At 56.1% G+C, this 20,843-nt stretch carries 15 protein-coding genes, 1 tRNA gene, 1 pseudogene and 1 riboswitch; of the genes and pseudogenes, 15 read left to right on the top strand and 2 right to left on the bottom strand.

The window, feature by feature from the left end:
* Window positions 1-16: 16 nt before the first annotated feature.
* From NFS31_RS04415 to NFS31_RS04360, 12 genes are all read left to right on the top strand, one after another.
* A tRNA-Lys gene (locus NFS31_RS04415) sits at window positions 17-89 on the top strand.
* A 238-nt stretch (window positions 90-327) separates the two neighbouring features.
* The gene (locus tag NFS31_RS04410; RefSeq protein ID WP_251492033.1) at window positions 328-1,098 is read left to right on the top strand and encodes an NAD(P)-binding domain-containing protein; all 771 of its coding nucleotides are present in this window, start codon (window positions 328-330) and stop codon (window positions 1,096-1,098) included.
* Between the two features lie 303 nt (window positions 1,099-1,401).
* Window positions 1,402-1,526: riboswitch (molybdenum cofactor riboswitch) on the top strand.
* Between the two features lie 244 nt (window positions 1,527-1,770).
* The gene (locus NFS31_RS04405; protein WP_251492031.1) at window positions 1,771-2,205 is read left to right on the top strand and encodes a DVU_1555 family C-GCAxxG-C-C protein; all 435 of its coding nucleotides are present in this window, start codon (window positions 1,771-1,773) and stop codon (window positions 2,203-2,205) included.
* A 116-nt stretch (window positions 2,206-2,321) separates the two neighbouring features.
* Window positions 2,322-5,243: a molybdopterin-dependent oxidoreductase gene (locus NFS31_RS04400; RefSeq protein ID WP_251492028.1), complete on the top strand. Its 2,922-nt coding sequence runs from the start codon at window positions 2,322-2,324 to the stop codon at window positions 5,241-5,243.
* 1 nt (window position 5,244) lies between these two features.
* Window positions 5,245-7,515 (top strand): pyridine nucleotide-disulfide oxidoreductase/dicluster-binding protein, encoded by a 2,271-nt coding sequence (locus tag NFS31_RS04395; protein WP_251492026.1) that lies wholly within the window; start codon window positions 5,245-5,247, stop codon window positions 7,513-7,515.
* Between the two features lies 1 nt (window position 7,516).
* Complete coding sequence (locus NFS31_RS04390) at window positions 7,517-7,771, top strand: DVU_1557 family redox protein (RefSeq protein WP_251492024.1); 255 nt, start codon at window positions 7,517-7,519, stop codon at window positions 7,769-7,771.
* A 3-nt stretch (window positions 7,772-7,774) separates the two neighbouring features.
* Window positions 7,775-9,148 (top strand): radical SAM (seleno)protein TrsS, encoded by a 1,374-nt coding sequence (gene trsS, locus NFS31_RS04385; protein WP_251492022.1) that lies wholly within the window; start codon window positions 7,775-7,777, stop codon window positions 9,146-9,148.
* Window positions 9,145-10,947, top strand: coding sequence for a DVU_1553 family AMP-dependent CoA ligase (locus NFS31_RS04380; protein WP_251492019.1), 1,803 nt, complete (start codon window positions 9,145-9,147; stop codon window positions 10,945-10,947). The genes trsS and NFS31_RS04380 overlap by 4 nt, the downstream gene beginning before the upstream one ends.
* 364 nt (window positions 10,948-11,311) lie before the next feature.
* A complete protein-coding gene (locus NFS31_RS04375) occupies window positions 11,312-11,701 on the top strand; it encodes a NifB/NifX family molybdenum-iron cluster-binding protein (RefSeq protein ID WP_251492017.1) in 390 nt (129 codons plus the stop codon).
* 57 nt (window positions 11,702-11,758) lie between these two features.
* Entirely contained in the window at window positions 11,759-13,450 is a 1,692-nt protein-coding gene (locus NFS31_RS04370; RefSeq protein WP_251492015.1) for a DVU_1551 family NTP transferase, read from the top strand.
* 33 nt (window positions 13,451-13,483) lie between these two features.
* The gene (locus NFS31_RS04365; protein WP_251492013.1) at window positions 13,484-14,503 is read left to right on the top strand and encodes a molybdopterin-binding protein; all 1,020 of its coding nucleotides are present in this window, start codon (window positions 13,484-13,486) and stop codon (window positions 14,501-14,503) included.
* Between the two features lie 110 nt (window positions 14,504-14,613).
* Complete coding sequence (locus NFS31_RS04360; protein WP_251492011.1) at window positions 14,614-15,714, top strand: XdhC family protein; 1,101 nt, start codon at window positions 14,614-14,616, stop codon at window positions 15,712-15,714.
* Window positions 15,715-15,729: 15 nt separating this feature from the next.
* Here NFS31_RS04360 and NFS31_RS28200 read toward each other — a convergent pair.
* Window positions 15,730-15,843 (bottom strand): annotated as a pseudogene (locus NFS31_RS28200) (hypothetical protein); the annotation flags it as partial.
* Between the two features lie 210 nt (window positions 15,844-16,053).
* On the opposite strand from NFS31_RS28200, the gene modA reads away from it, so the two are divergent.
* The 3 genes from modA to NFS31_RS04340 are packed head-to-tail and all read left to right on the top strand — an operon-like array spanning window position 16,054 to window position 18,792.
* On the top strand, window positions 16,054-16,971 hold the full coding sequence (gene modA, locus NFS31_RS04350; RefSeq protein ID WP_331482488.1) for a molybdate ABC transporter substrate-binding protein: 918 nt from the start codon (window positions 16,054-16,056) through the stop codon (window positions 16,969-16,971).
* Between the two features lie 2 nt (window positions 16,972-16,973).
* Window positions 16,974-17,726 (top strand): molybdate ABC transporter permease subunit, encoded by a 753-nt coding sequence (gene modB, locus NFS31_RS04345; RefSeq protein ID WP_251492009.1) that lies wholly within the window; start codon window positions 16,974-16,976, stop codon window positions 17,724-17,726.
* Entirely contained in the window at window positions 17,704-18,792 is a 1,089-nt protein-coding gene (locus NFS31_RS04340; protein ID WP_251492007.1) for a sulfate/molybdate ABC transporter ATP-binding protein, read from the top strand. Before modB ends, NFS31_RS04340 begins: the two co-directional genes overlap by 23 nt.
* Window positions 18,793-19,259: 467 nt before the next feature.
* Here NFS31_RS04340 and NFS31_RS04335 read toward each other — a convergent pair whose 3' ends face one another.
* The gene (locus NFS31_RS04335; protein ID WP_251492005.1) at window positions 19,260-20,684 is read right to left on the bottom strand and encodes an alanine/glycine:cation symporter family protein; all 1,425 of its coding nucleotides are present in this window, start codon (window positions 20,682-20,684) and stop codon (window positions 19,260-19,262) included.
* Window positions 20,685-20,843: the final 159 nt, after the last annotated feature.

Genomic DNA, 20,843 nt, shown 5'->3' with positions numbered 1-20,843 from the left:
AACAAAATAAAGACAAGCGCCTTTAGCTCAGTTGGTAGAGCAGTAGACTCTTAATCTATTTGTCCAGGGTTCGAGTCCCTGAAGGCGCACTGAGAAGTGCTGATTTTGCAGACGGAGAGCTGTGGGGTCGGCGCTTTTTTGTTTTGCGGTTTCAGAGATATGGCTGCCGAATGTAACAGTTCGGCCTTCGGCTCTGCGAGGTGTTTTTTGTGAGCGAAGGTCACAGAAAACCCGAGGGCAGCAATCAAAGAATCAGATTAAATTTGACTCCCGCTAAAAGGCTATGTTAAAATGAGATTTAAATGATTGCTGAAAAAGGGGGAATCTATGATGAAACTTGGATTTATTGGAACCGGGATTATCACGACAGCCGTTGCAACCGGCTTTTGCGAGAGCGGGATTGAAGGGCTGAGCATTGCCGTATCGCCGCGGAACCGGGAGCGGGCGCAGGCGCTCCGGGAGAAGTATCCGGACATTATCACAGTCGGGGCGGACAACCAGGAGGTCGTGGATCGCTCAGACTGGGTATTTGCAGCGCTCCTTCCGGCGGCTGCGGAGGAAGTGATCGCGGGCCTTTCGTTCCCCCCGGACAAGCATTTTATTAATCTGGTGGCTACGCTGAGTTTAAAGCGCGCAGAGGAACTGATCGGAACGCGCGCGATCATCGCCGACGTAGTGCCCCTCACCTTTGCCGCCAACCGCTTTGGGCCGGTCGTGGTGTATCCGCCGATCCCGGCAGTACGTGATTTGATGTCTCATGTGGGGACTCCGGTTCTGGTCGAAACACCGGATCAGATCGCGATTCTGCGCTCTGTCACAGGGCTGATGAGCGCCTACTACATGCTTCTGACGCGCCTGACCGGCTGGTGCGTGGACAACGGGCTGGACGAGCCCGCGGCCAGGAAATATGTGACTGCATTTACATCCGCGCTGTCCCAAAAGGCATCTGCATGGCCGGGTACACTCGAGGATCTGGCGAGGGAAATGACGCCGGGAGGGCTTAACTGGATGGGGCTGACCCATCTGGAGGAGAAGGACGCTTTCGGGCCGTGGACGGAGATATTGGGGCCTGTTTTAGAGAAGGTGAAAAAGGAATAATCTTCCAGTTCATGTACTCCCGGAATCTCGCTGTTCCTGATTTTGTGAGATGATTTTAGATGCGCACAAATTTATGAGGCGTACGTTGATTAAATTTGGGTGCATCTGGCGGAAAATCAGCCGCAAAGGCAGGTACAGAGAGATTCCGAGAGTACATGTTCGTTTTAAGGAGGAAGATATAGGAATAATAATAACATAATGGTGAAAAAAATTCATATTTATGAAATCATTCTATTGACAAACCCTATCAAAACGTGTAACATAACAATCAGATAATAACATATATAAATAAAACCATTCAGAAACAAATCTGTTTTTCGAGTCGAAGCTGCTGTGTGGCGGACACCGCTATATGCAGCCAGACCAATGGGTGATACCGGAAACGGTATCGCCTTCCGTGTTTGAAAAGGAAAGCAAATGAGATGTTCTGCTTATACTGGCATTGAGGCGTGGATTGAAACGTGGGAGAGCGTCCGCAGCGGGCGGGCTGTTGTTGTTTCGGGGCGCCTTTATGCCTTATAATCCTGTTTACGGGAGAGATCCGTTCTTTTTTCTCCCGGGGTGTTAAAAGCAGCCGCTGTCCTTTTCGGGCAGGGCTGCTTTTTTGCCGCGCGGGAAGACTGTGCGCCGGAGCGTGTTTAGAAGCGCTTATTATAAGAAAGGGGAGGTACGGTGGAATCAGATATTTTGATGCTGCATGAATTTTTGCAGTCCGGCAAGTGCTGTTCGCAGGCGCTTGCCGCCATGGGCTTAAGGCTAAGGGGAGAGGAAAGTGACGCGCTTGTCCGGGCGGCGGCCGGGCTGTGCCTGGGGGTGAGGAGCGGCCTGATCTGCGGGGCTCTGACAGGGGCGGCGATGATGCTGTGCCTGTTTGATCCGGCTCTGGCAGCAGGCGAGATGATCCCGGAGCTGACAGAGTGGTTCCGGGATACCTACGGGGAGCTCTACGGCGGAATCTCCTGCGACGAAATACTGGAAAGAGATATACATAATAAAGCCGTGCGCTGCCCTGCGCTGGTTGAAAGCACATACCGCCGTGCGCGGGAGATTTTAGAGGACGCCGGCTTTGACATTGATGATATGCTGGAACATCTGGAAGAGGAATGAGGCGGCGCGCCATTTGGGAAATGTCAGGCAGTCCGGGGAGGGCGGTTTGGGCGGTCTGCGCGCCGCTTTTCCCGGGAACTGTTCGATATTATACATTATATAAGGAGGAGTAAACCATGAAATTGAGAAAAATGGTGCTCAACATCAACGATGTGGATCGCATTTTTATGTGTGATCCGGAAAATGACCGTTTATCGGACGTCCTTCGCCGGTTAGGGCTGACCGGCGTGAAGGTGGGCTGCGGGACAGGCGTCTGCGGCTCCTGTTCCGTTATTTTAAACGGCCAGGTAATCCGCTCCTGCACGAAGAAGATCACGCAGGTTGAGGAGTATTCCAAAATCCGCACGATTGAGGGCATTGGCACGCCGCAGCACCCGCACCCGTTACAGGTTGCCTGGATGAATTACGGCGCGGTTCAGTGCGGCTTCTGCGTTCCGGGCTTTATCGTGTCCGCTTACCAGCTTCTGGAGGAGAATCCGGATCCGACCAGGGAAGAGGTGCGCGACTGGTTCCAGAAGACGAGAAATGTATGCCGCTGCACGGGTTACAAGCAGATTGTGGACGCGGTTATGGCTGCCGCAAAGGTGATGCGCGGCGAGTGCTCGATTGAGGATATTAAGTTTAAGAATCCCGAGGACGGCGAGTATTACGGAAAGCCCGTGGTGCGCCCGGACGCCCTGGCCAAGGTGACGGGCCTGGCGGATTACGGCGATGATCAGGCGCTTAAGATGCCCAGGGGCACGCTTTACGCGGCGGTGGTGCAGCCGAGAGTGACGCATCACGCAAAGCTTCTGGCGGTTCACACGGAGGAAGCGGAGAAGATGCCGGGCGTTGTGAAGGTGATCACGGCAAAGGATATCCTCGCGGCAGGCGGTACGAATATCATGGCCGAGGGCCAGTTCCACGAGAGAAGCACAGTCATGACGCCGTCCCGCAAGGTTCTGCAGGATGAGAAGATTTTCCGCTACGGCGACGTGGTGGCGCTTGTCGTGGCTGATACGCATGACCGGGCGCGCGCGGCCGCGGCGAAGGTTACGGTGGATATTGAGCAGCTTCCGGAATATCTGACCTACTTAGACGCGGTTATGCCGGACGCAATCCGCATCCATGAGGATACGGACAATATTTTCTGCGAGCAGCCGGTGTTAAAGGGCGTCGGCCTTGAGGATGCGGAGAATGTAAAGGATCTGATCGACGACGCGCCGCATGTGGTTGAGGGCAGCTTTTTCTCGAGCCGTGAGCCGCATCTGTCCATTGAGGGGTGCGTGCTTCAGGCATACTGGGGCGACGACGGGATGCTGACCATCCAGTGTAAATCCCAGTGCACGTATTCCTCCATCGGGCGTCTCGGAAACTGCGTGGGCGTTCCGAAGAATAAATACAGGATTATCATGAACCCCACAGGCGCGAGCTTCGGCTGGTCCACGAACGCGGGCGATATCGCCCTGGCAGCGGCCGCGGCGGTGGTGACAGGCGAGCCGGTATCCCTGTCCATGTCGTATGAGGAGCACCAGCATTTCAGCGGAAAGCGCTGCCCGGCTTACTCCAACGGACGCCTTGCCTGCGACGACGAGGGAAAGATCATTGCCGCGGAATTTGATTTCGGAATGGATCACGGCGCGTATTCCTGGGGCGGCGACGATGTTATGACCAAGCCGCCGAGGTTTGCGTTCTTCCCGTACAATGTCCCGAACGTGGCGGGCCTGTGCCGCGTGGCCAATACGAACCACGCCTTTGGCACCGCGTACAGAAGCTACGGCTCTCCGCAGGCATTTACCTTAAGCGAGCCGCTGATGGATATGATGGCAGAAGAGCTCGGCATGGATCCCTTTGAGTTCCGCTACAAGAATATCTGCCGCGAGGGAGATCTGAATATCAACAGCTACAAGTACCCGCAGTATCCCATGGAGCGGATGATGGATACCATGCGCCCGATCTATGAGAAGGCCGTAGCGGACGCAAAGGCCGCTGATACACCGCAGAAGCGCCGCGGCGTGGGCCTTGCATGGGGCGGCTTTAACGTGACAGAGGGTGTGACGGACAGCGCGGAGGTGGCCTTAGAGCTTGCAAAGGGCAATAAGATAAAGAAATACGACACATGGCATGCTATGGGCCAGGGCGGAACGGTCGGTTCTGTGATGGTGACGCTGGAGGCGCTCAAGAAGCTTAAAATCACGCCGGAGGATATCCAGCTTATCCAGAATGACACCAAGCTCTGCCCGGATACGGGTATGGCCGGCGCGAGCCGTTCCTTATATATGGACGGAAATGCAACCAAGATCGCGGCGGAAAAGCTCATGAACGCGATGCAAAAGGATGACGGGACGTTCCGCACCTATGACGAGATGGTGGCAGAGGGCATTGAGACAAAGTATGTGGGGCGCTATGAGACGACCGCCACGCCGGGCCTGTGCCGTCTGGATCCGAATACGGGCATCGGCGATCCGACGCCGGCATTCACCTACTGCTTAAATATGGCCGAGGTGGAGGTTGACGCCGCCACGGGCAAGACGACGGTGCTGAAATTCACCTGCGTGGACTTTGTAGGCCGTATCGGCAATATCGATGCCGTAAACGGACAGGCGTACGGCGGCATTTCCCACAGCATCGGCTTTGCGCTGAGCGAGAATTACCATGATGTGAAGAAGCACGCCAATATGTTCGGCGCGGGCGTTCCTTATATCAAGGATATCCCGGACGACATCAATGTGATCCACCTTGACGGGGAGGTTTCCGATGGGCCGTTCGGATCCACAGGCGCTTCCGAGGCGTTCCAGGCATCCGGGCACTGTGCGGTGACAAACGCGATTTACAATGCCTGCGGCGTGCGGATCCATGAGCTGCCCGCCCTGCCGGCAAAGGTAAAGGCCGGGATGGACGCGATTGCAAAGGGTGAGAAGCCAGAAGCCCCGAAGAAATACTTCCTTGGCTCGGATCTCTATGAGGAGCTGGAGAATATTAAGGAAAATCCGGTTGCGCCGGGACCGGGCGGACTCTATGTTTCCCTGGATGATCCCACGGCGGAGCGCCCGTTCTAAGATGGGATTTTTACAGGATTTTGAAAGGACGCTGGCAGAGCGCTGCCATCAGAATGAGCCTCCGTTCTGCCAGGCGGCCTGTCCGTTTCATATGGACATTAAGGGCCTGGAGGAAAAATGGAAAAAGGGCCGTTTTAACGCCGCATACCGGATGTTCCAGAATGCCGTGGGCTTTCCGCAGATCGTGTCCGAGATCTGCGAAAGGCCCTGCGAGGCCGCGTGCATCCGGGCGCAGGCGGACCGGGCGGTTTCGCTTGGCCTTATGGAAAGAGCCACCGTGGATTTTGCAAAACGCAAAGCGCCGAACGCCTACAACATGCCCTCAAAGGGCAGGAAAATCGCGGTGATCGGCGGGGGCTTAAGCGGCCTTGGCTGCGCGCTGCGCTTAAGCAATAAGAAATACGAGGTAACGGTATTTGAGCGGTCAGACAGCCTGGGAGGCCGGGCGAGGGACCTGATGGATCCCGGGCTGTTTGGCGCAGAAATAGAAAACCAGTTCCAGTTCGAGAGCTGGGAGCGCCGTATGGGTACGGAGATAACGTCGCTGGAACCGCTCCGCGCGGAATTTGAGGCGATTTACGTGGCCACAGGAGAAGGCGGGCGGCGTTTCGGGCTTACAGAGGCGGCGGGCGGCGCGTATGCGACGGAAATTCCGGGAATTTTCATCGGAGGCGGCGTGACCGGGGCCGGAAGCGTGGAGGCGCTGGCCCAGGGGCTGGAAGCCTCGCTGGCTGCGGAACGCTACTTAAAAACCGGGATGATGAACGAGCCGTTCCGGAAAAAGGGAACCCTGATCCGCGTGGACGCGGAGCGGCTTGCGCGCCGGGAGGCCATTGTGCCTGCAAACGGCTCCCGTTATACGCAGGAGGAGGCCATGGAGGAGATCGGGCGCTGTGTGAAATGCTCCTGCGACGCCTGCATGAAGGCGTGCGATCTGATGCGTATCAATGAAAAAACGCCGCGCAGGATCTATGAGGAGGTCTATATCACGATCCATCCCGGCACGCTTTCCAGGGACGGAACCTGGGCCACCAGGCTGATCACCACCTGCGATCAGTGCGGTCTTTGTAAGCAGGTGTGCCCGCAGGACATTGATTTCGGCTCGTTTTTCCTGGAGGCGCGCCGCGCGATGCATGAAAAGGGCGCGATGCCGTGGCCCTATCATGATTTCTGGCTGCGGGACATGGAATTTTCCTCCGGGGAGGCAAAGCTGTGCAGAAAGCCTGCCGGCGCAGAAAAAAGCCGCTACGCCTTTTTCCCGGGCTGCCAGCTTGCCGCGTCAGACGCCAGGTATGTGACCAGGACCTATGCATGGCTGACAGAGAGAATGCCTGACACGGCCATATGGATGACCTGCTGCGGCGCGGCGGCGGAGTGGGCCGGGGATCGCGCGCTGCACGGGGCGTATGTGGAGAATTTGAGACAGGAATGGGAGACGCTTGGAAGGCCGGAGGTGATCTTCGCCTGCCCGAACTGCCGCCGGCTGTTTGAACAGTATCTGCCGGAGATACCGGGGATATTTTTGTCGGAGATCATGGCGGGACAGATGGAATGGGGCGCGGATGCGGCAGGAGGAGAGACAGAAACAGGAAAAAACCGCGCTTTGTACGCCGTATTCGATCCCTGCGCAGGCCGCGGTTACCCACAGCTTCAGACAAGCGTCCGCGCATTGGCGGATTCCCTGGGGATTTTATGGGAAAACCTGCCCTATGACGGCGAAAACGCGCGCTGCTGCGGCTATGGGGGCCATATAAATATCGCGTCCCCCAATTTTGTCAGAAAGGTTGCAAGGGATCGGGTAAAGGACGCGGACACGCCGTACCTGACATCCTGCGTCAACTGCCGGGAATCTTTTGCGGGGCAGGGAAAGGAGGCCGTCCATTTCCTGGATCTGGCCTTTGGCTTAAATGGCGGGGATCGCCCGCCGGTTACGGTGACAGAGCGCAGGAGGCAGCGGCTTGCGGCCAAAAAACAGCTTTTAGAAGCGCGCTGGAACGAGACGATGGAGGAAAAGACGCATATGAAGCTGACTGTCAGCAAAGAGCTGGAGAAAAAGCTCTCTGATTCACAGATCCTTCTTGAAGATATGGAGCAGGTGATCGCATTCTGCGAGCGCGAAGGGCGCGGCACAGTGCAGCCTGGAAGCGGGAGAATCACAGGCCACTTAAAGATCCAGAACATGACATACTGGGCGGAATATGAGACGCTTGAGGACGGGAGCTTTAAGCTCTGCAACGGCTATTGCCACCGTATGAACCTGGAGGGAGAGTAGCATGGGAGATGAAAACAGCAAAGACGGGGCTATCCACGGGGGACGGAACCAGTCGCTTTTAAAGCCGTCGGATCAGGCGGTCATCTGCCGCCGCTGCCATGTGGAAATGAAGCCGGAGCGGACATTTTTCAATTATATCGGCCATAATTTCCACACAGATCTCTTAAAATGCCCCCTGTGCGGGGAGGTATACATCCCGGAATATCTGGTGACAGGCCGGATGGCGGAGGTAGAGAGGGAGCTGGAGGATAAATAGGAAATGCTTACGGAAAACATGAAACACACATACAGCGTGTGCCCAATCTGCTTAAAACAGATTCCGGCGGTCAGAAAGGAGCGGGAAGGGGAAATCGTCCTTACAAAATCCTGCCCGGAGCACGGCTCTTTTTCAGGCGTTATCTGGAGAAACCGGGTGGATTTTGCCGCCTGGAGGGGCGAAGTCGGCTCCGGGCAAAGAGAAGATGTCCCGGACTGCGCGTCGTGCGAGGGGCTTTGCGGCAGCCATTTAAGGGGGACATGCTGCACGCTTTTGGAGGTCACGGACCGCTGCAATATGAACTGCGCCGTCTGCTTTGCGGATCCGGCCGGAAAGGCGGATCCGGATCTGGAGACGGTAAAAGGATGGATCGACGGCCTGACAGAGCCGGGTAAGACGCTTCTTCAGCTATCCGGCGGGGAACCGACAGTGAGGGAGGATCTGCCGGAGATTGTGGCCTATGCAAAACAGGCGGGCTGCAAATATGTGCAGCTCAACAGCAACGGCCTGCGCCTGGCAGAGGACGAGGCGCTTGCAAAGCGGCTGGCTGCCGCCGGGCTGTCGTTTGTGTTTATGCAGTTTGACGGCGTAGACGACAGGGTGTACGAAACACTCCGGCGCAGGCCCATGCTTGAGCTCAAGAAAAAGGCGATCGAAAACTGCAATAAGCACGGCATAGGCGTTACGCTTGTCCCGGTCATTGTGCCCGGCGTGAACGGGGATCAGATAGGTGAAATCATCCGCTTTGCGGTGCGCTGCTCCCCGGCGGTGCGCGGCGTACATTTCCAGCCAATCAGCTATTTCGGGCGGATTCCGGCCATTCCGGCGGATTCCGGCCGGTTTACGCTGGATGAGCTTATGGATGAGGTCGTAAAGCAGAGCGGCGGCCTCGTCCGCAAGCAGTCCCTTGCGCCGTCCTGCTGTGATCATCCCATGTGCGGTTTCCACGCGGACTTCGTTGTAATGCCGGATCAGACGCTTTACGCTTTAACCGGAGCTGATTCCTCCCGCCGGGAGACGGAAGCGGGACAAGGCTGCTGTTTTGCGGATCCGGCTGAAAAGAACCGGGAATTTGTTGCCCGGCGCTGGGAAATAAGAGAAAAGGAAACGAAGCGGGAGAGCTGTTGCTGCGGGGAGCCGGCCGCCGCTTCGTCCCCGGCGCCGCATACAGCGCCGGAGCCTGATATGACCGATATGGAAACCTTCTTAAACCGCGTCAGAAGCCATGGCTTTACCATCACCTCCATGGCCTTCCAGGACGCGGGCAATCTCGACATCGAACGCCTCCGCCAGTGCAGCCTTCATGTATATAAGGAAGGAAAGCACATTCCGTTCTGCGCATATTATCTGTCCTCATGGGAGGGAATTGGGCAATGAACGCAGAAGATACGCTCTGCCGCCCTGGCGGCTTTCACATGACAAGGGAGCTGTTTGAGCTGGCGGGCCTGTTCGGAAAAAAGGCGCCCGTCCGGGCGGCGGACATCGGCTGCGGCGCCGGCGCATCCATTGCATACCTGCGCAGGCTGCATCCGTCATGGGATATCCGCGGTATCGACCCGGATCCGAAGATGAGGCGGGACAAAACCGTAGACACCGGAAAAGCGGAGTCGCTCCCGTATCCCGCGTCCAGCCTCGACGCAGTCCTTATGGAATGCAGCCTCTCAAAGACCGGGGATCCGGATCAGGCGCTTCGGGAAAGCCTGCGTGTGCTGAAACCGGACGGCTGGCTCCTGATAAGCGATCTGTACGCCAGAAAAAAGGAGCTGAAAACGACATTTTCCGCCGAGGGGGCGCGTCCCGGACGTCTGGAATATGCGAAAACCATTGTCTCCCGCCTCCGCCGGGCCGGCTTTTCCATCATGGAAATGCAGGACCGCTCGCCGGAGCTGATACAGTGGATCGGCCAAAAACTCTTAGACGGAGAAGCAGAAGCCCTCTTTGGCGATCCGGCTCGGGACAGGGAGCGCCTAAAGGAAGCCGGCTGCGGATACTATATCTGCGCCGCAAAACCGTCCGCCCTTTGGGAGACGCTCCGCTATGCCGGAGAAAAAAGCCCCTTTTACCGTGAACACCTGCCCAAAATACCCGCGGCCGGAGACTGGGAGTCCTTTTTAAACCTCCCCTTCACCACCCCGGAGGACATAAAAAACGCTCCGGAGCGCTTTCTCTGCGTAAACCCCAGGGAGATTGCAAGAATCATTACCATATCCACTTCCGGAACCAGGGGAAAGCCAAAGCGCCTCTATTTCACCGAATCGGATCTTCTCCGCACCGTTTCCTTCTTTGAAAAAGGCATGCAGTACCTGGTACAGCGCGGCGACCGGGTTATCGTTTATATGGAAGGCCCCGGCCGTTTTTCCGTAGGCGGCCTGCTCAAAGAAGCCCTTGGCCGCATTCACATAGAAGTAACAGTCCACGGCCTGATCCGAGACATAGAAGCCGCGGCCGCGGCTGCAGGAGGCTATACCTGCTTTGTCGGCGCCCCAGGCCAGATGCGCGCCCTGGCCGCCGCCGCCCCGCATCTGCGCCCAAAAACCGTACTCCTCAGCGGCGACTACATCCCTGAAAGTGTAAAAAGATATCTGGAAACAATCTGGAGCTGTACAGTATTCACTCACTGGGGAATGACCGAAACAGGATACGGAGGAGGCGTCCAGTGCAAAAGCCGCGAAGGCTGCCATTTAAGAGATGGGGATCTCCTTCTCGAAATCATCGATCCCGCCACCGGACGCCCTCTACCGGACGGCCAGTACGGAGAAATTACAATAACAGCGCTGCGCCGCGAAGGCATGCCCCTCATCCGCTACCGCACCGGCGACTTAGGACGCCTGACAGACAAGCCCTGCGGCTGCGGCTGCTTAAAGCCAAGGCTGGACAAAATAAGAGGCCGCCTGGGCGACAGCATCCGCCTGAAAAACGGGAGCCTCATCTCCATGCGCATCCTGGATGAACTGCTTTTCGGCATGGAGGGCGTGCAGGACTTCGCGGCCGGCTTTGATAAAGAGAGGGAAACGCTGACCGTTGAAGTGATGAGGCAAAAAGCATACCAGGGGGAGATATGCGGCGGTGTGGAAACGCGGCTGCGGGAGAGGTATGGGGATTCGCTTACGATTGAGGTGCGGGAGGGGGAGATCTCTCCTTATATTGGGTCTGGGAAGAGGAGGATTCAGGTATAGCGGGGGATTCGTGAAGAGCCGCCTGCGCCGGACAACGTTGCCGGCAGGCCGGTACGTAACGAGGTCTTTTCGGGCTTAGTACCGCTGCGCTTTTCTCCTGGCGGAAGCGGGGTTCCGTTGGATAAGTAATCTGTTCGTGGCGGCCCCCTCACTCCCCCGGGCCAGAGACAGCCCTCCCCAACAAAAACACTTGACTCCACCTCCCTCCCGGCGTATGATGGCAATATATGTCATACTTTTATACATATACCATCATCGCAAGCAGCCACGCCGTAAAAAGCAAACTGCAGAAAACCGCAGCAAGCGGAGAAGATCCCCACAATCAAAGCGCAAAAGCGAAGGAAAGCAGATGGAGGCAAAACACATGAAAATTGCTATTACTTCCGACACGGAGGAGATAAACGGGCTGGTTCCCGCGAACTTCAAAGAGAGCCCGTTTTTGATGATCATTGATGCGGACAGGAACGAGATATTCCACATATACGGGAAACAGGATCCGGAGAACCTTGTGTTTGCAAGGAAGGTGGTCGAGCACGACTGCGAGGCCGTGATCTGCGGGCCGATGGAACGGGAGGCTTTTGAGCTTGTGGCCGGAGCCGGCGTAACGCGGTATCTTGGCAGCGGCCATACGGTGCAGAGGGCGTATCACTATATGAACCTGTACCGGCTGGATTTGATCCGGGATTATATCGGCGGGCCGGGCGCATTTGGGCACAGCCACAGCGGAAGCTGCGAATGCGGTGAGGAGGAATAACGCAGCCGCGTTTCCCCGCGAGGGGCACAGGAGCGGGGCGTGATTGGAGGAGCCTGTATGAGAAGGATATATCTGGTGCGCCACGGGATGCCGGAGTTTCCCGGTGGTGAAAAATGTTGTATCGGCCGGACGGATCTTCCTCTTTCCGAGGAGGGCAGGGGCCAGATGAGGGCGCTTAAAGAGCGGTTTGGGACAATGGGCATGGAAGAGCCGGAGGTTATTTATACCAGTCCCCTTAAACGGTGCGTGGAGTCCGCACAGATTTTGAGCGGCGGCAGGATACCCGTTATCGTGATTGAGGATATGAGGGAAATTGATATGGGTGAATGGGAGGGGCAGCCCTTTTCATACATCCGCGCCCAATATCCGGAGGAATACAGGAGACGGGGAGAGGATATGGCGCACTTTGCGCCTGCGGGCGGCGAGAGCTTTATTAAGTGCCAGAACCGGGCGAGGGCGGTATTTGAAAGGGTTCAGCGCGAGACGCGCGGGAATGTGCTCTTACTGTCCCACGCGGGTTTTAACCGCGCCCTGATATCGGCCCTGGAGGGCAGGCGTCTTAAGGATTTGATGGAGATACCGCAGGAGTACGGGGCGGTGTATGCCCATGAGGACTATATTTTTGACGGTCTGATCACAGCGGCGGGACTGTCGTCGCGGATGGGTGATTTTAAGCCTCTGATGGAGCTGGGAGGAGAGCGCATCCTGGATCGGGAGCTTGATACGTTTCGCGCCGGAGGCGCAAGGGAGATTGTGATCGTGACAGGCCACAGGGCTCCGGAGATCCGCAGGGCGGCCGAAAGCCATTTATATGAGTACCCGGGCACGGTTACATGCCTGAATAATGAAGCGTATGCAGCTACAAATATGTTCGACTCGGTTTGCATAGGCATACGATATTTCCTGGAAAAGCTTGAAACCCCGGAGGGAAGAAGCCTGGACGGGATTTTTGTCCTTCCTGTGGATGTGCCGCTTTTTACCCGTTTTACGATGGAGCTGGAAAAAGAGGCGTTTGCGAAAGGGGAGGGCGACGTATACTGCCCCCGTTACGGCTGGATCACCGGGCATCCCATATTGATCCGCGCTTCTGTGCTGAAAGCGCTGTCAGAATACGGCGGAAATAAGGGATTAAAGGGCGCGTATGAGCGGATGGGAGCCCGCGTAGTGCAGGTTGATACCGTTGATCTGGGCGCGGTAACCGACGCGGACACGAAACAGGATTATAAGATGCTTGAAAGCTACGTCAAGGTGCGGGATATACCAAATAAGCTTGTCTGCCGGGAGCTGCTTGCATGGTTTAAGGTAGGAGAGAATACGGCCAGGCACTGTGAGGCTGTGGCCGGGCTGGCAGTACAGATGGCAGAAAAATGCAATGCGGCGGGCGCGGCGCTGAACCTGGAGCTGGTTTATGCCGGAGGGCTTTTACATGATGTGGGAAAAGGAAGCGTGGATCACGCGGCGGCCGGAGGGCGCATCCTTTCCATGCTGGCCCACCGCTCCGTGGCGGAGGTAGTGGCGGATCACATGGATCTGCCGGAGGAAAAGCTGAATGAAGTAAATGAGAGCCTGCTTGTGTTTCTCGCAGATAAGCTGACAAAGGGCGAGCAGCGCGCAACGATCGAGGAGAGATTTGCGGAAAAGCGGGCGCGTTTTAAGGAAAATCCGGAGGCTCTGGCCGCTCTGGAAGAGAGATATAAAAAGGCAAAACGGGCGGAAGCGCTTGTCCTCGCGCTGACAGGCGGTATTTGACGATACAGACAGAGGGAAGGGGAATCGGCAGCAATGAAATTGATTAAGACAACCGAGGCGGCGGGCCATGTGCTTTGCCATGATATGACGCAGATTATACCAGGAGTCACAAAGGACGCGCTGTTTCGCAAGGGCCATATTGTGACAGAAGAGGACATCCCGCTGCTCCTCTCGATTGGAAAAGACCGGCTTTACGTGTGGGAGCAGGATGACACGAAATATCATGAAAATGAAGCGGCCGATATCCTGCGCTCCCTATGCCAGAACGAGTATATGAGCGCGACTGAGCCGAAGGAAGGCAAGATAGAGCTGATCGCAGAGACAGACGGCCTGTTTCTCGTGGATGAAGAGCGCCTGATACGGCTGAACAGCCTTGGGGAGATGATGATCGCGACCCGCCACGGTAATTTCCCTGTCAAAAAGGGAGATAAGCTGGCGGGGGCGCGCGTCATTCCTCTGGTGATTGAAAAAGAGAAGATGGAGGAGGCCAGGAGGGCCGTGGGAAATGAGCCGCTTTTAGCCCTGCTTCCATATAAGAAAAAGCGGGCCGGTATTGTTACGACCGGAAATGAGGTGTTCTACGGGAGGATTGAGGACAAATTCGGCCCGGTAGTGGAGGCGAAGCTGGAGGAATTCGGCGTGGACGTCCTGGGACAGACGATTATGAACGACGACCCGGATAAAATTTCCGCGTCAATCCGTGAGTGGCTGGAGCAGGGGGCTGATTTTGTGGTCTGCACAGGCGGGATGAGCGTTGATCCGGATGATACAACGCCCACGGCCATAAAGAACACCGGGGCGGAAATTATATCCTACGGAGCGCCTGTCCTGCCGGGCGCCATGTTCCTGATGGCTTACACAAAGGACAAACGGCCGGTTGTCGGCCTGCCGGGGTGCGTCATGTACGCAAAACGGACTATATTTGATCTCGTGCTTCCTAAAATCATGGCCGATGTGGAGGTGACAAAGCAGGATCTGGCGCGTCTTGGCATGGGCGGTTTATGCCTTGGCTGTGCCACGTGTATTTTCCCGAACTGCGGATTTGGGAAATAGAGCGCGCAGGAAGGCAGAAGCGCGCGAAAAGGGTAAAACACTGACCGGAAAAAGACAGGAACCGCAGGAAAAAGGCCGGGCCGCTACAGTGAGAACAGGAGTTACCGGATATGAATGTATATAAAACGATAGCAGAAGAGTTAAACGGGCAGCCATGCCTCGCCCTGTACCGCGGCTGGAGCGGGACTGAAGGGAAGATCGAGGACATGCGGACGGGCCTGTTTAGCCTGAAGGAAACTGAAAACGCGGATCATTTTATAACACAAAATGAAGAAAACGCCGGAACGGCGTCCCGGATCGCGCGGGAGGCCCTGCTCCTCGGAGCGCCGGTGTGCGAGAGGGACAAAGAGGAATGGAGGCTGGCCGAGCCGTTTTTCATAAAGGAGCGCCTGATCATACTGGGAGGCGGCCATGTGGCTTTGCCGGTGGCAGAATTTGCCGCCCGGATCGGTTTTTCCGTTACCGTGGCGGACGATCGCCTTTCCTTTGCAAATCCGGGGCGTTTTCCGGCCGCGGAGAAGGTGATCTGCGATGAATTTGAACACGCAATAGAGGGACTGGCCATTCGGGAAACAGATTATGTGGTGATCGTGACAAGAGGCCACCGCTATGACGGCCTGTGCCTCCGTGCAATCGGGCGCGGGACCGAGCCGGCCTATCTGGGCATGATTGGCTCCAGACGCCGCGTCGGCCTGGTGCGCGCGGCATTGCTGGAAGAGGGGTATGACCCGGAGCGTCTCGCGAGGCTGAAAAGCCCGATTGGCTTAGCGATCGGCGCAGTCACGCCGGAGGAGATCGCTGTCTCCATCCTGGCGGAGATCATTAAGGCAAAGCGCTGCCCGGACGGGGAGAAACGGATCCGGAGCGGTTCGGATCAGGATTATGATGTGCTTAAGGCGCTGGCAGAGACAGACGAGCCGGCGGCGGTTATAACCGTGATCGCATCCCACGGCTCCTCCCCAAGAGGGGCCGGGGCCAAGATGCTTGCATACCGGGATGGAAGGTGCGTGGGCAGCATCGGCGGGGGCTGCGCGGAAGCGGCGGTCCTGACAGAAGCGAGGCTCATGATCGGCAGCGGCCGCTTTAAGGTGTTCCATGTGGAGCTGACGGCCGAATCCGCGGAGGATGAGGGTATGGTCTGCGGCGGCGTGATGGATGTGCTCATCGAGTCCACTGGCAGCGCTCCATGTCCACACGGCCGTCCGGCGTAAGGAAACGCCCTCTGCTTTCAGCATGGCTTTTCTGAGTTCAGCCATGCCGCCCCCGGCGACGCTCCCGTCCTGCTTTACGACTCTCTGCCAGGGCAGTCCGTCCGGACAGCGCCGCATGGCCCAGCCTGCCTGGCGCGCGGCTTAAGTAAAGCAGAGGTAATCAGGCAAGATATTGCACTGGTTTACAAAATGCTGCGGCTTGAATTTAAAGGCAAAATCAACTAACCTTGGAAAGATTCAAAAACAAATTGACAAAAGAGATGGTCCGCCTTATAATCAATACCGTTATATTATAAAAAAAATAACGATACTTCTGCTTGAAAGAGAGGACATAGTATTATGAGAACGGGAAATCGGATAAGGCGGGCGGCTGTGGTTTTGATGGCGGCGGCAATGGCGGCGGCGTCAGGCGCATGCGCGCCGCAGAAAGCGGAGGAGCCGGCTGTAACAGAGGCGGCGGAAATAAAGGCCGCGGCGGCGGATAAGACGGACGGTGAGACGCCGGACGAAACGGGACAGGCTGCGGAGCAGGAAACGCAGACAGGCGGCGGGACTCAGGAGATCCTGGTAGCCGCGGCGGCCAGCCTTCAGTATGTGATGGAGGACGCGGTTCAGCCGGCGTTTGAGAAAGAATGCCCGGATGTAAAGCTTAAGTTTACGTTTGACAGTTCCGGAAAGCTTCAGGCCCAGATTGAAGAGGGAGCGGACGCGGATGTATTTTTTTCTGCGGCGATGAAGCAGATGAAAGCATTGGAGGAGGAAAACTTAATCGACACGGATTCCGTTGTCGGGCTTTTGGAAAATAAGATTGCGCTGATTGTCCCAAAGGGCTCGGAGGCGGGCATTACAAGCTTTGAGGACATCACAAAAGCGGAGAAGATTGCTGTCGGAGATCCGCAGAGCGTCCCGGTAGGGCAGTACGCGAAGGAGTGTTTTGAAAGCCTTGGCATGTGGGAGGAAGTTCAGGCGAAAGCCAGCTTTGGGACGAATGTAACAGAGGTTCTGAGCTGGGTTGCGGCGGGCAGCGCGGACGCGGGCATCGTATACCTGACGGATGCGACCACAAGCGATCAGTTCGACAAGGTTGAGGTAATCGGCTTTGCCCCGGAGGGAAGCGTGACGAAGGTCATCTATCCGGTCGGCATCGTGAGCGGCAGCGGGAAGAAAGAAGCGGCGGCCCGCTTCCTTGAATATTTGCAGACAGAGGAAGCGCTGGCTGCGTTTGCAGAGTACGGATTTTCCGCCAACGCACAGTAGGCATGGACTGGTCGCCGGTTGTTATATCATTAAAGACAGCCGCGGTTTCCATGGTTATCACGTTTCTCCTGGGCGTTTGGGCCGCGGGGCGGGTGGCTATGGCAAAATCCCCGGGCTGTAAGGCGGTTGTGGACGGGCTCCTGACGCTTCCGATGGTTCTCCCGCCCACGGTGGCCGGATTTTTCCTCCTTCTGATATTTGGCGTAAAACGGCCGCTTGGCCGGATGTTCCTTGAAATATTTGGCGTGAAGCTTGTTTTTTCCTGGGCTGCTGCGGTTATAACGGCCACGGCAATTTCCTTTCCGCTGATGTACCGGGCGGCCAGGGGCGCTTTTGAGCAGGTGGATCAAAACCTGATCCATGCGGCCCGGACGCTGGGCCTTGGCGAGAGAAGGATTTTCTGGGCTGTTATCATGCCGAACGCCATGCCCGGGGTGCTGAGCGGAGCTATTTTGGCCTTTGCGAGGGGCCTGGGCGAGTTTGGGGCCACCTCCATGCTGGCGGGAAATATTGCAGGCGAGACAAGGACGCTTCCTCTGGCCATCTATTCAGAAGTGGCGGCCGGTAGCTTTAAGACAGCATATCCTTATGTATGGATCATTGTGGCCATATCGTTCGCGGCTGTGGCTGTCATGAATGCGCTGGCCGCGCCGCGCGGGCAAAAGGGGCGCGGCAAAAGACGGATCAGACGGTTTGGATGGCTGGAAAAGGATAAACCGGGAGAGAAGGGGCATGAGTCTTCAGGCAGAGATTAAAAAACAGTTTTCAGGCTTTTGCCTGGAGGTATCGCTACAGACGGAACAGGGAATCATGGGCATCCTGGGAGCTTCCGGAAGCGGCAAAAGCATGACCTTAAAATGCATTGCCGGGATCGAGACGCCGGACACAGGGCGGATCATATTAAATGGACGGACGCTGTTTGATTCGCAAAAACGGATCAATCTTCCGCCGCAAAAGCGCAGGGTCGGCTACCTGTTCCAGAATTACGCTCTCTTTCCCAATATGACTGTAACGGCCAATATTGCCGCTGGAATAAAGGGCAGCCGGACAGAAAAAAAGGCCGCGGTGGAGAAGATGACAGAGCTCTTCCGGCTAAAGGGGCTGGAAAGACGCTATCCGTCCCAGTTGTCGGGCGGGCAGATGCAGCGCGTGGCCCTGGCCCGCATCCTGGCCAGCCGGCCGGATGTAATTATGCTGGACGAACCGTTTTCAGCTCTGGACGATTATCTGAAGGAGGAGCTGCAGCTTGAAGTCAAAAAGGTTCTGGATGCATACCGGGGCGACGTGCTTTTTGTAACGCACAGCCGCGATGAGATATACCGCTTCTGCGGATCATGTGTGATATTAAACCAGGGCCGCGCCGAATGCTTTGGATCAGCCAGGGAGATGTTTCAGCATCCGAGAAGCGTAACGGCGGCCCGCCTGACAGGCTGCAAAAACATATCGCCCGCCAAAAAGCTCGGCCCCCGCCGTATTGAGGCCCTGGACTGGAAGATCGCCCTTAATACAGCCGAAGAGGTGGGAGACGAGGTGGAATTTGTGGGAATCCACGCGCGCCACTTAAGTATCTCCGCATATGCGCAGCCGGAAGGCGTTCCCCGGGAAAACGGGCCGGAGAACCAGTTCCTGTGCAGATATCAGGGCGCCCTGTCCCGCCCCTTTGAAACCGATATTCTGTTAGAGCCTGTATCCGGCTCAGCCCAAAAGCCTCTCTGGTGCAGCATCGCCCCGGATCACCTAAAGCGCCTGCCCGGTTTAACGCAAGGGGCTCTGGCGGCCCTCAGCATCAGGCCAGGGGATATCCTGCTTTTAAAGGCATAGGAGACGGATTATTAGGAAATGATATCTCAATGATTGATAAATCTGTGCGTATGGCATTATTAAAGCTTTCTCAATTTCATATTTATATAAAAAGGCCAGCCATTTCCATAGCCCGGAGATGGCTGGCACAACTAACTGCACAAGTTATTATTTCGTAACAGCGCAGTGATTATCTGAACTATTACAATACATTAGTAAAGTACGCAATTCATCATGGCCTGTCGGTAACGCAGCTGGTACACCGTTTTTTAATTCCTCATATACTAAGCGCTCGCTATTTGCATCATTGCCGCGTTGTCGTCAGTCAACGATGCCGCCGCATCGCCGCCCTTCTCCGCCTTGCTGATGAAAATTTATCCTGCGGAGTTTCGTCAGATATAATCGGTACAGTACACTAATGAGAGGTTCCATATCCATAAGGAACCTCTCACTGGCGGCCAATTCACAATAACAGCTTGCCGTTTCATTTAATTCAAATAAGCCTTCCTGTGAAAGTAATCCTTCGTCTCTTTAGCCACCACCCCTGACAGCGCCAGAAGCGCGATAATATTCGGTATTGCCATAAGCCCGTTGAAAATATCAGCCACCGTCCAGACTGCCTTCACCGTCAGGTACGGTCCCACAGCCACAGCGGCGATATAGATCCACCGGTAAACCTTCACAATGTTCATATTCCCGCCTGTCAGATACTCCAGGCAGCGTTCCGAATAGTAATCCCAGCCTAAAATCGTCGTAAACGCAAAGAATGTAAGGCACATCATAAGCAGGAAGGATCCTGCCTGCGCGGGCAGGGGAAGGGATGTGCGGAACGCGTACATTGTGATCTCCGCGCCCTCCAGTCCCAGCTCCGGCTTCCAGCCGCCGGAAATGATGATGGAAAGTCCGGTCATGGTACAGATGACAATCGTATCAATAAAGGTTCCCGTCATGGTAACCAGGCCCTGACGGACCGGTTCCTTTGTCTGGGCCGCGGCAGCCGCGATAGGGGCGGATCCAAGGCCGGCCTCATTCGAGAAGATACCGCGGGCGACGCCTTTCTGGATGGCTGTTTTGATCGTCACGCCGACGATGCCTCCGGCAACTGCTTCCGGCTTAAATGCGCCGGTTACAATCTGGCTGAAAGCGCCGGGGATCGCCCCGATATTCGTGATCAGAATCAAAAGTCCGGATAGCACATAGACAATGGCCATAAACGGAACCACGATTTCCGACACCTTCGCGATACGCTTCAGCCCGCCGATTAAAACCAGGGCTGTGCAGACCGTGACAATGACGCCTGCGATGATGGTCGTCAGGGTAATTACCGCGGCAGAATCGCCGGATCCGATGGTAAACACCACGCCGGCCTTTTCCGGATCGAAAAAGTTCTGGGCAGCAGAAGTAATGCCGTTGATCTGGGTAATGGTTCCGATGCCAAGCAGGCCGGCCAGCAGGCCAAACAGGGCAAAGCATTTGCCCAGCCATTTCCATCCTGCTCCCATTCCTTTCTCAATATAATAGAAGGGGCCGCCCAGAACATGGCCGTCAGCGTCGATCTGGCGGTATTTGATGGCCAGCAGCCCTTCCGAGTATTTTGTGGCCATGCCGAAAAAGGCGGCAATCTCCATCCAGAATAATGCGCCGGGGCCGCCCGCCGCGATGGCAGACGCAACGCCGACGATATTCCCGGTTCCGATTGTGGCGGAGAGGGCGGTGCAGAGCGCCCCGAAGGAGGTCACTTCCCCGTGGCCCTCGCCCTCATTTTTAACCATAAACCGCAGCGCCTTTCCGAGATGGAAGACCTGTAAAAGCCCGGTGCGGATCGTCAGCCATATGCCGCAGGAGATGATCAGTACAATCAGAGGAACCCCCCAGACCAGATCATCGATTTTTACAAGTAAATCAGTAATCATAGTTTTTCCCTCATTTCATGTATTTTTTGCCTGTTCGTGCAATAGAGACAATTATACGCCACAGACACACAAAATGCAAGGAAAAAATTGAGCGCACGGTTCATGACTCCTGACAAGATAAATCTATATTGAGATTTTTACACAAAAGAAGTAAAATAA

The organism is Otoolea muris (assembly GCF_943193115.1).
GTDB lineage: Bacteria > Bacillota > Clostridia > Lachnospirales > Lachnospiraceae > Otoolea > Otoolea muris.
This window is presented reverse-complemented; position numbering and strand designations above follow the sequence as displayed.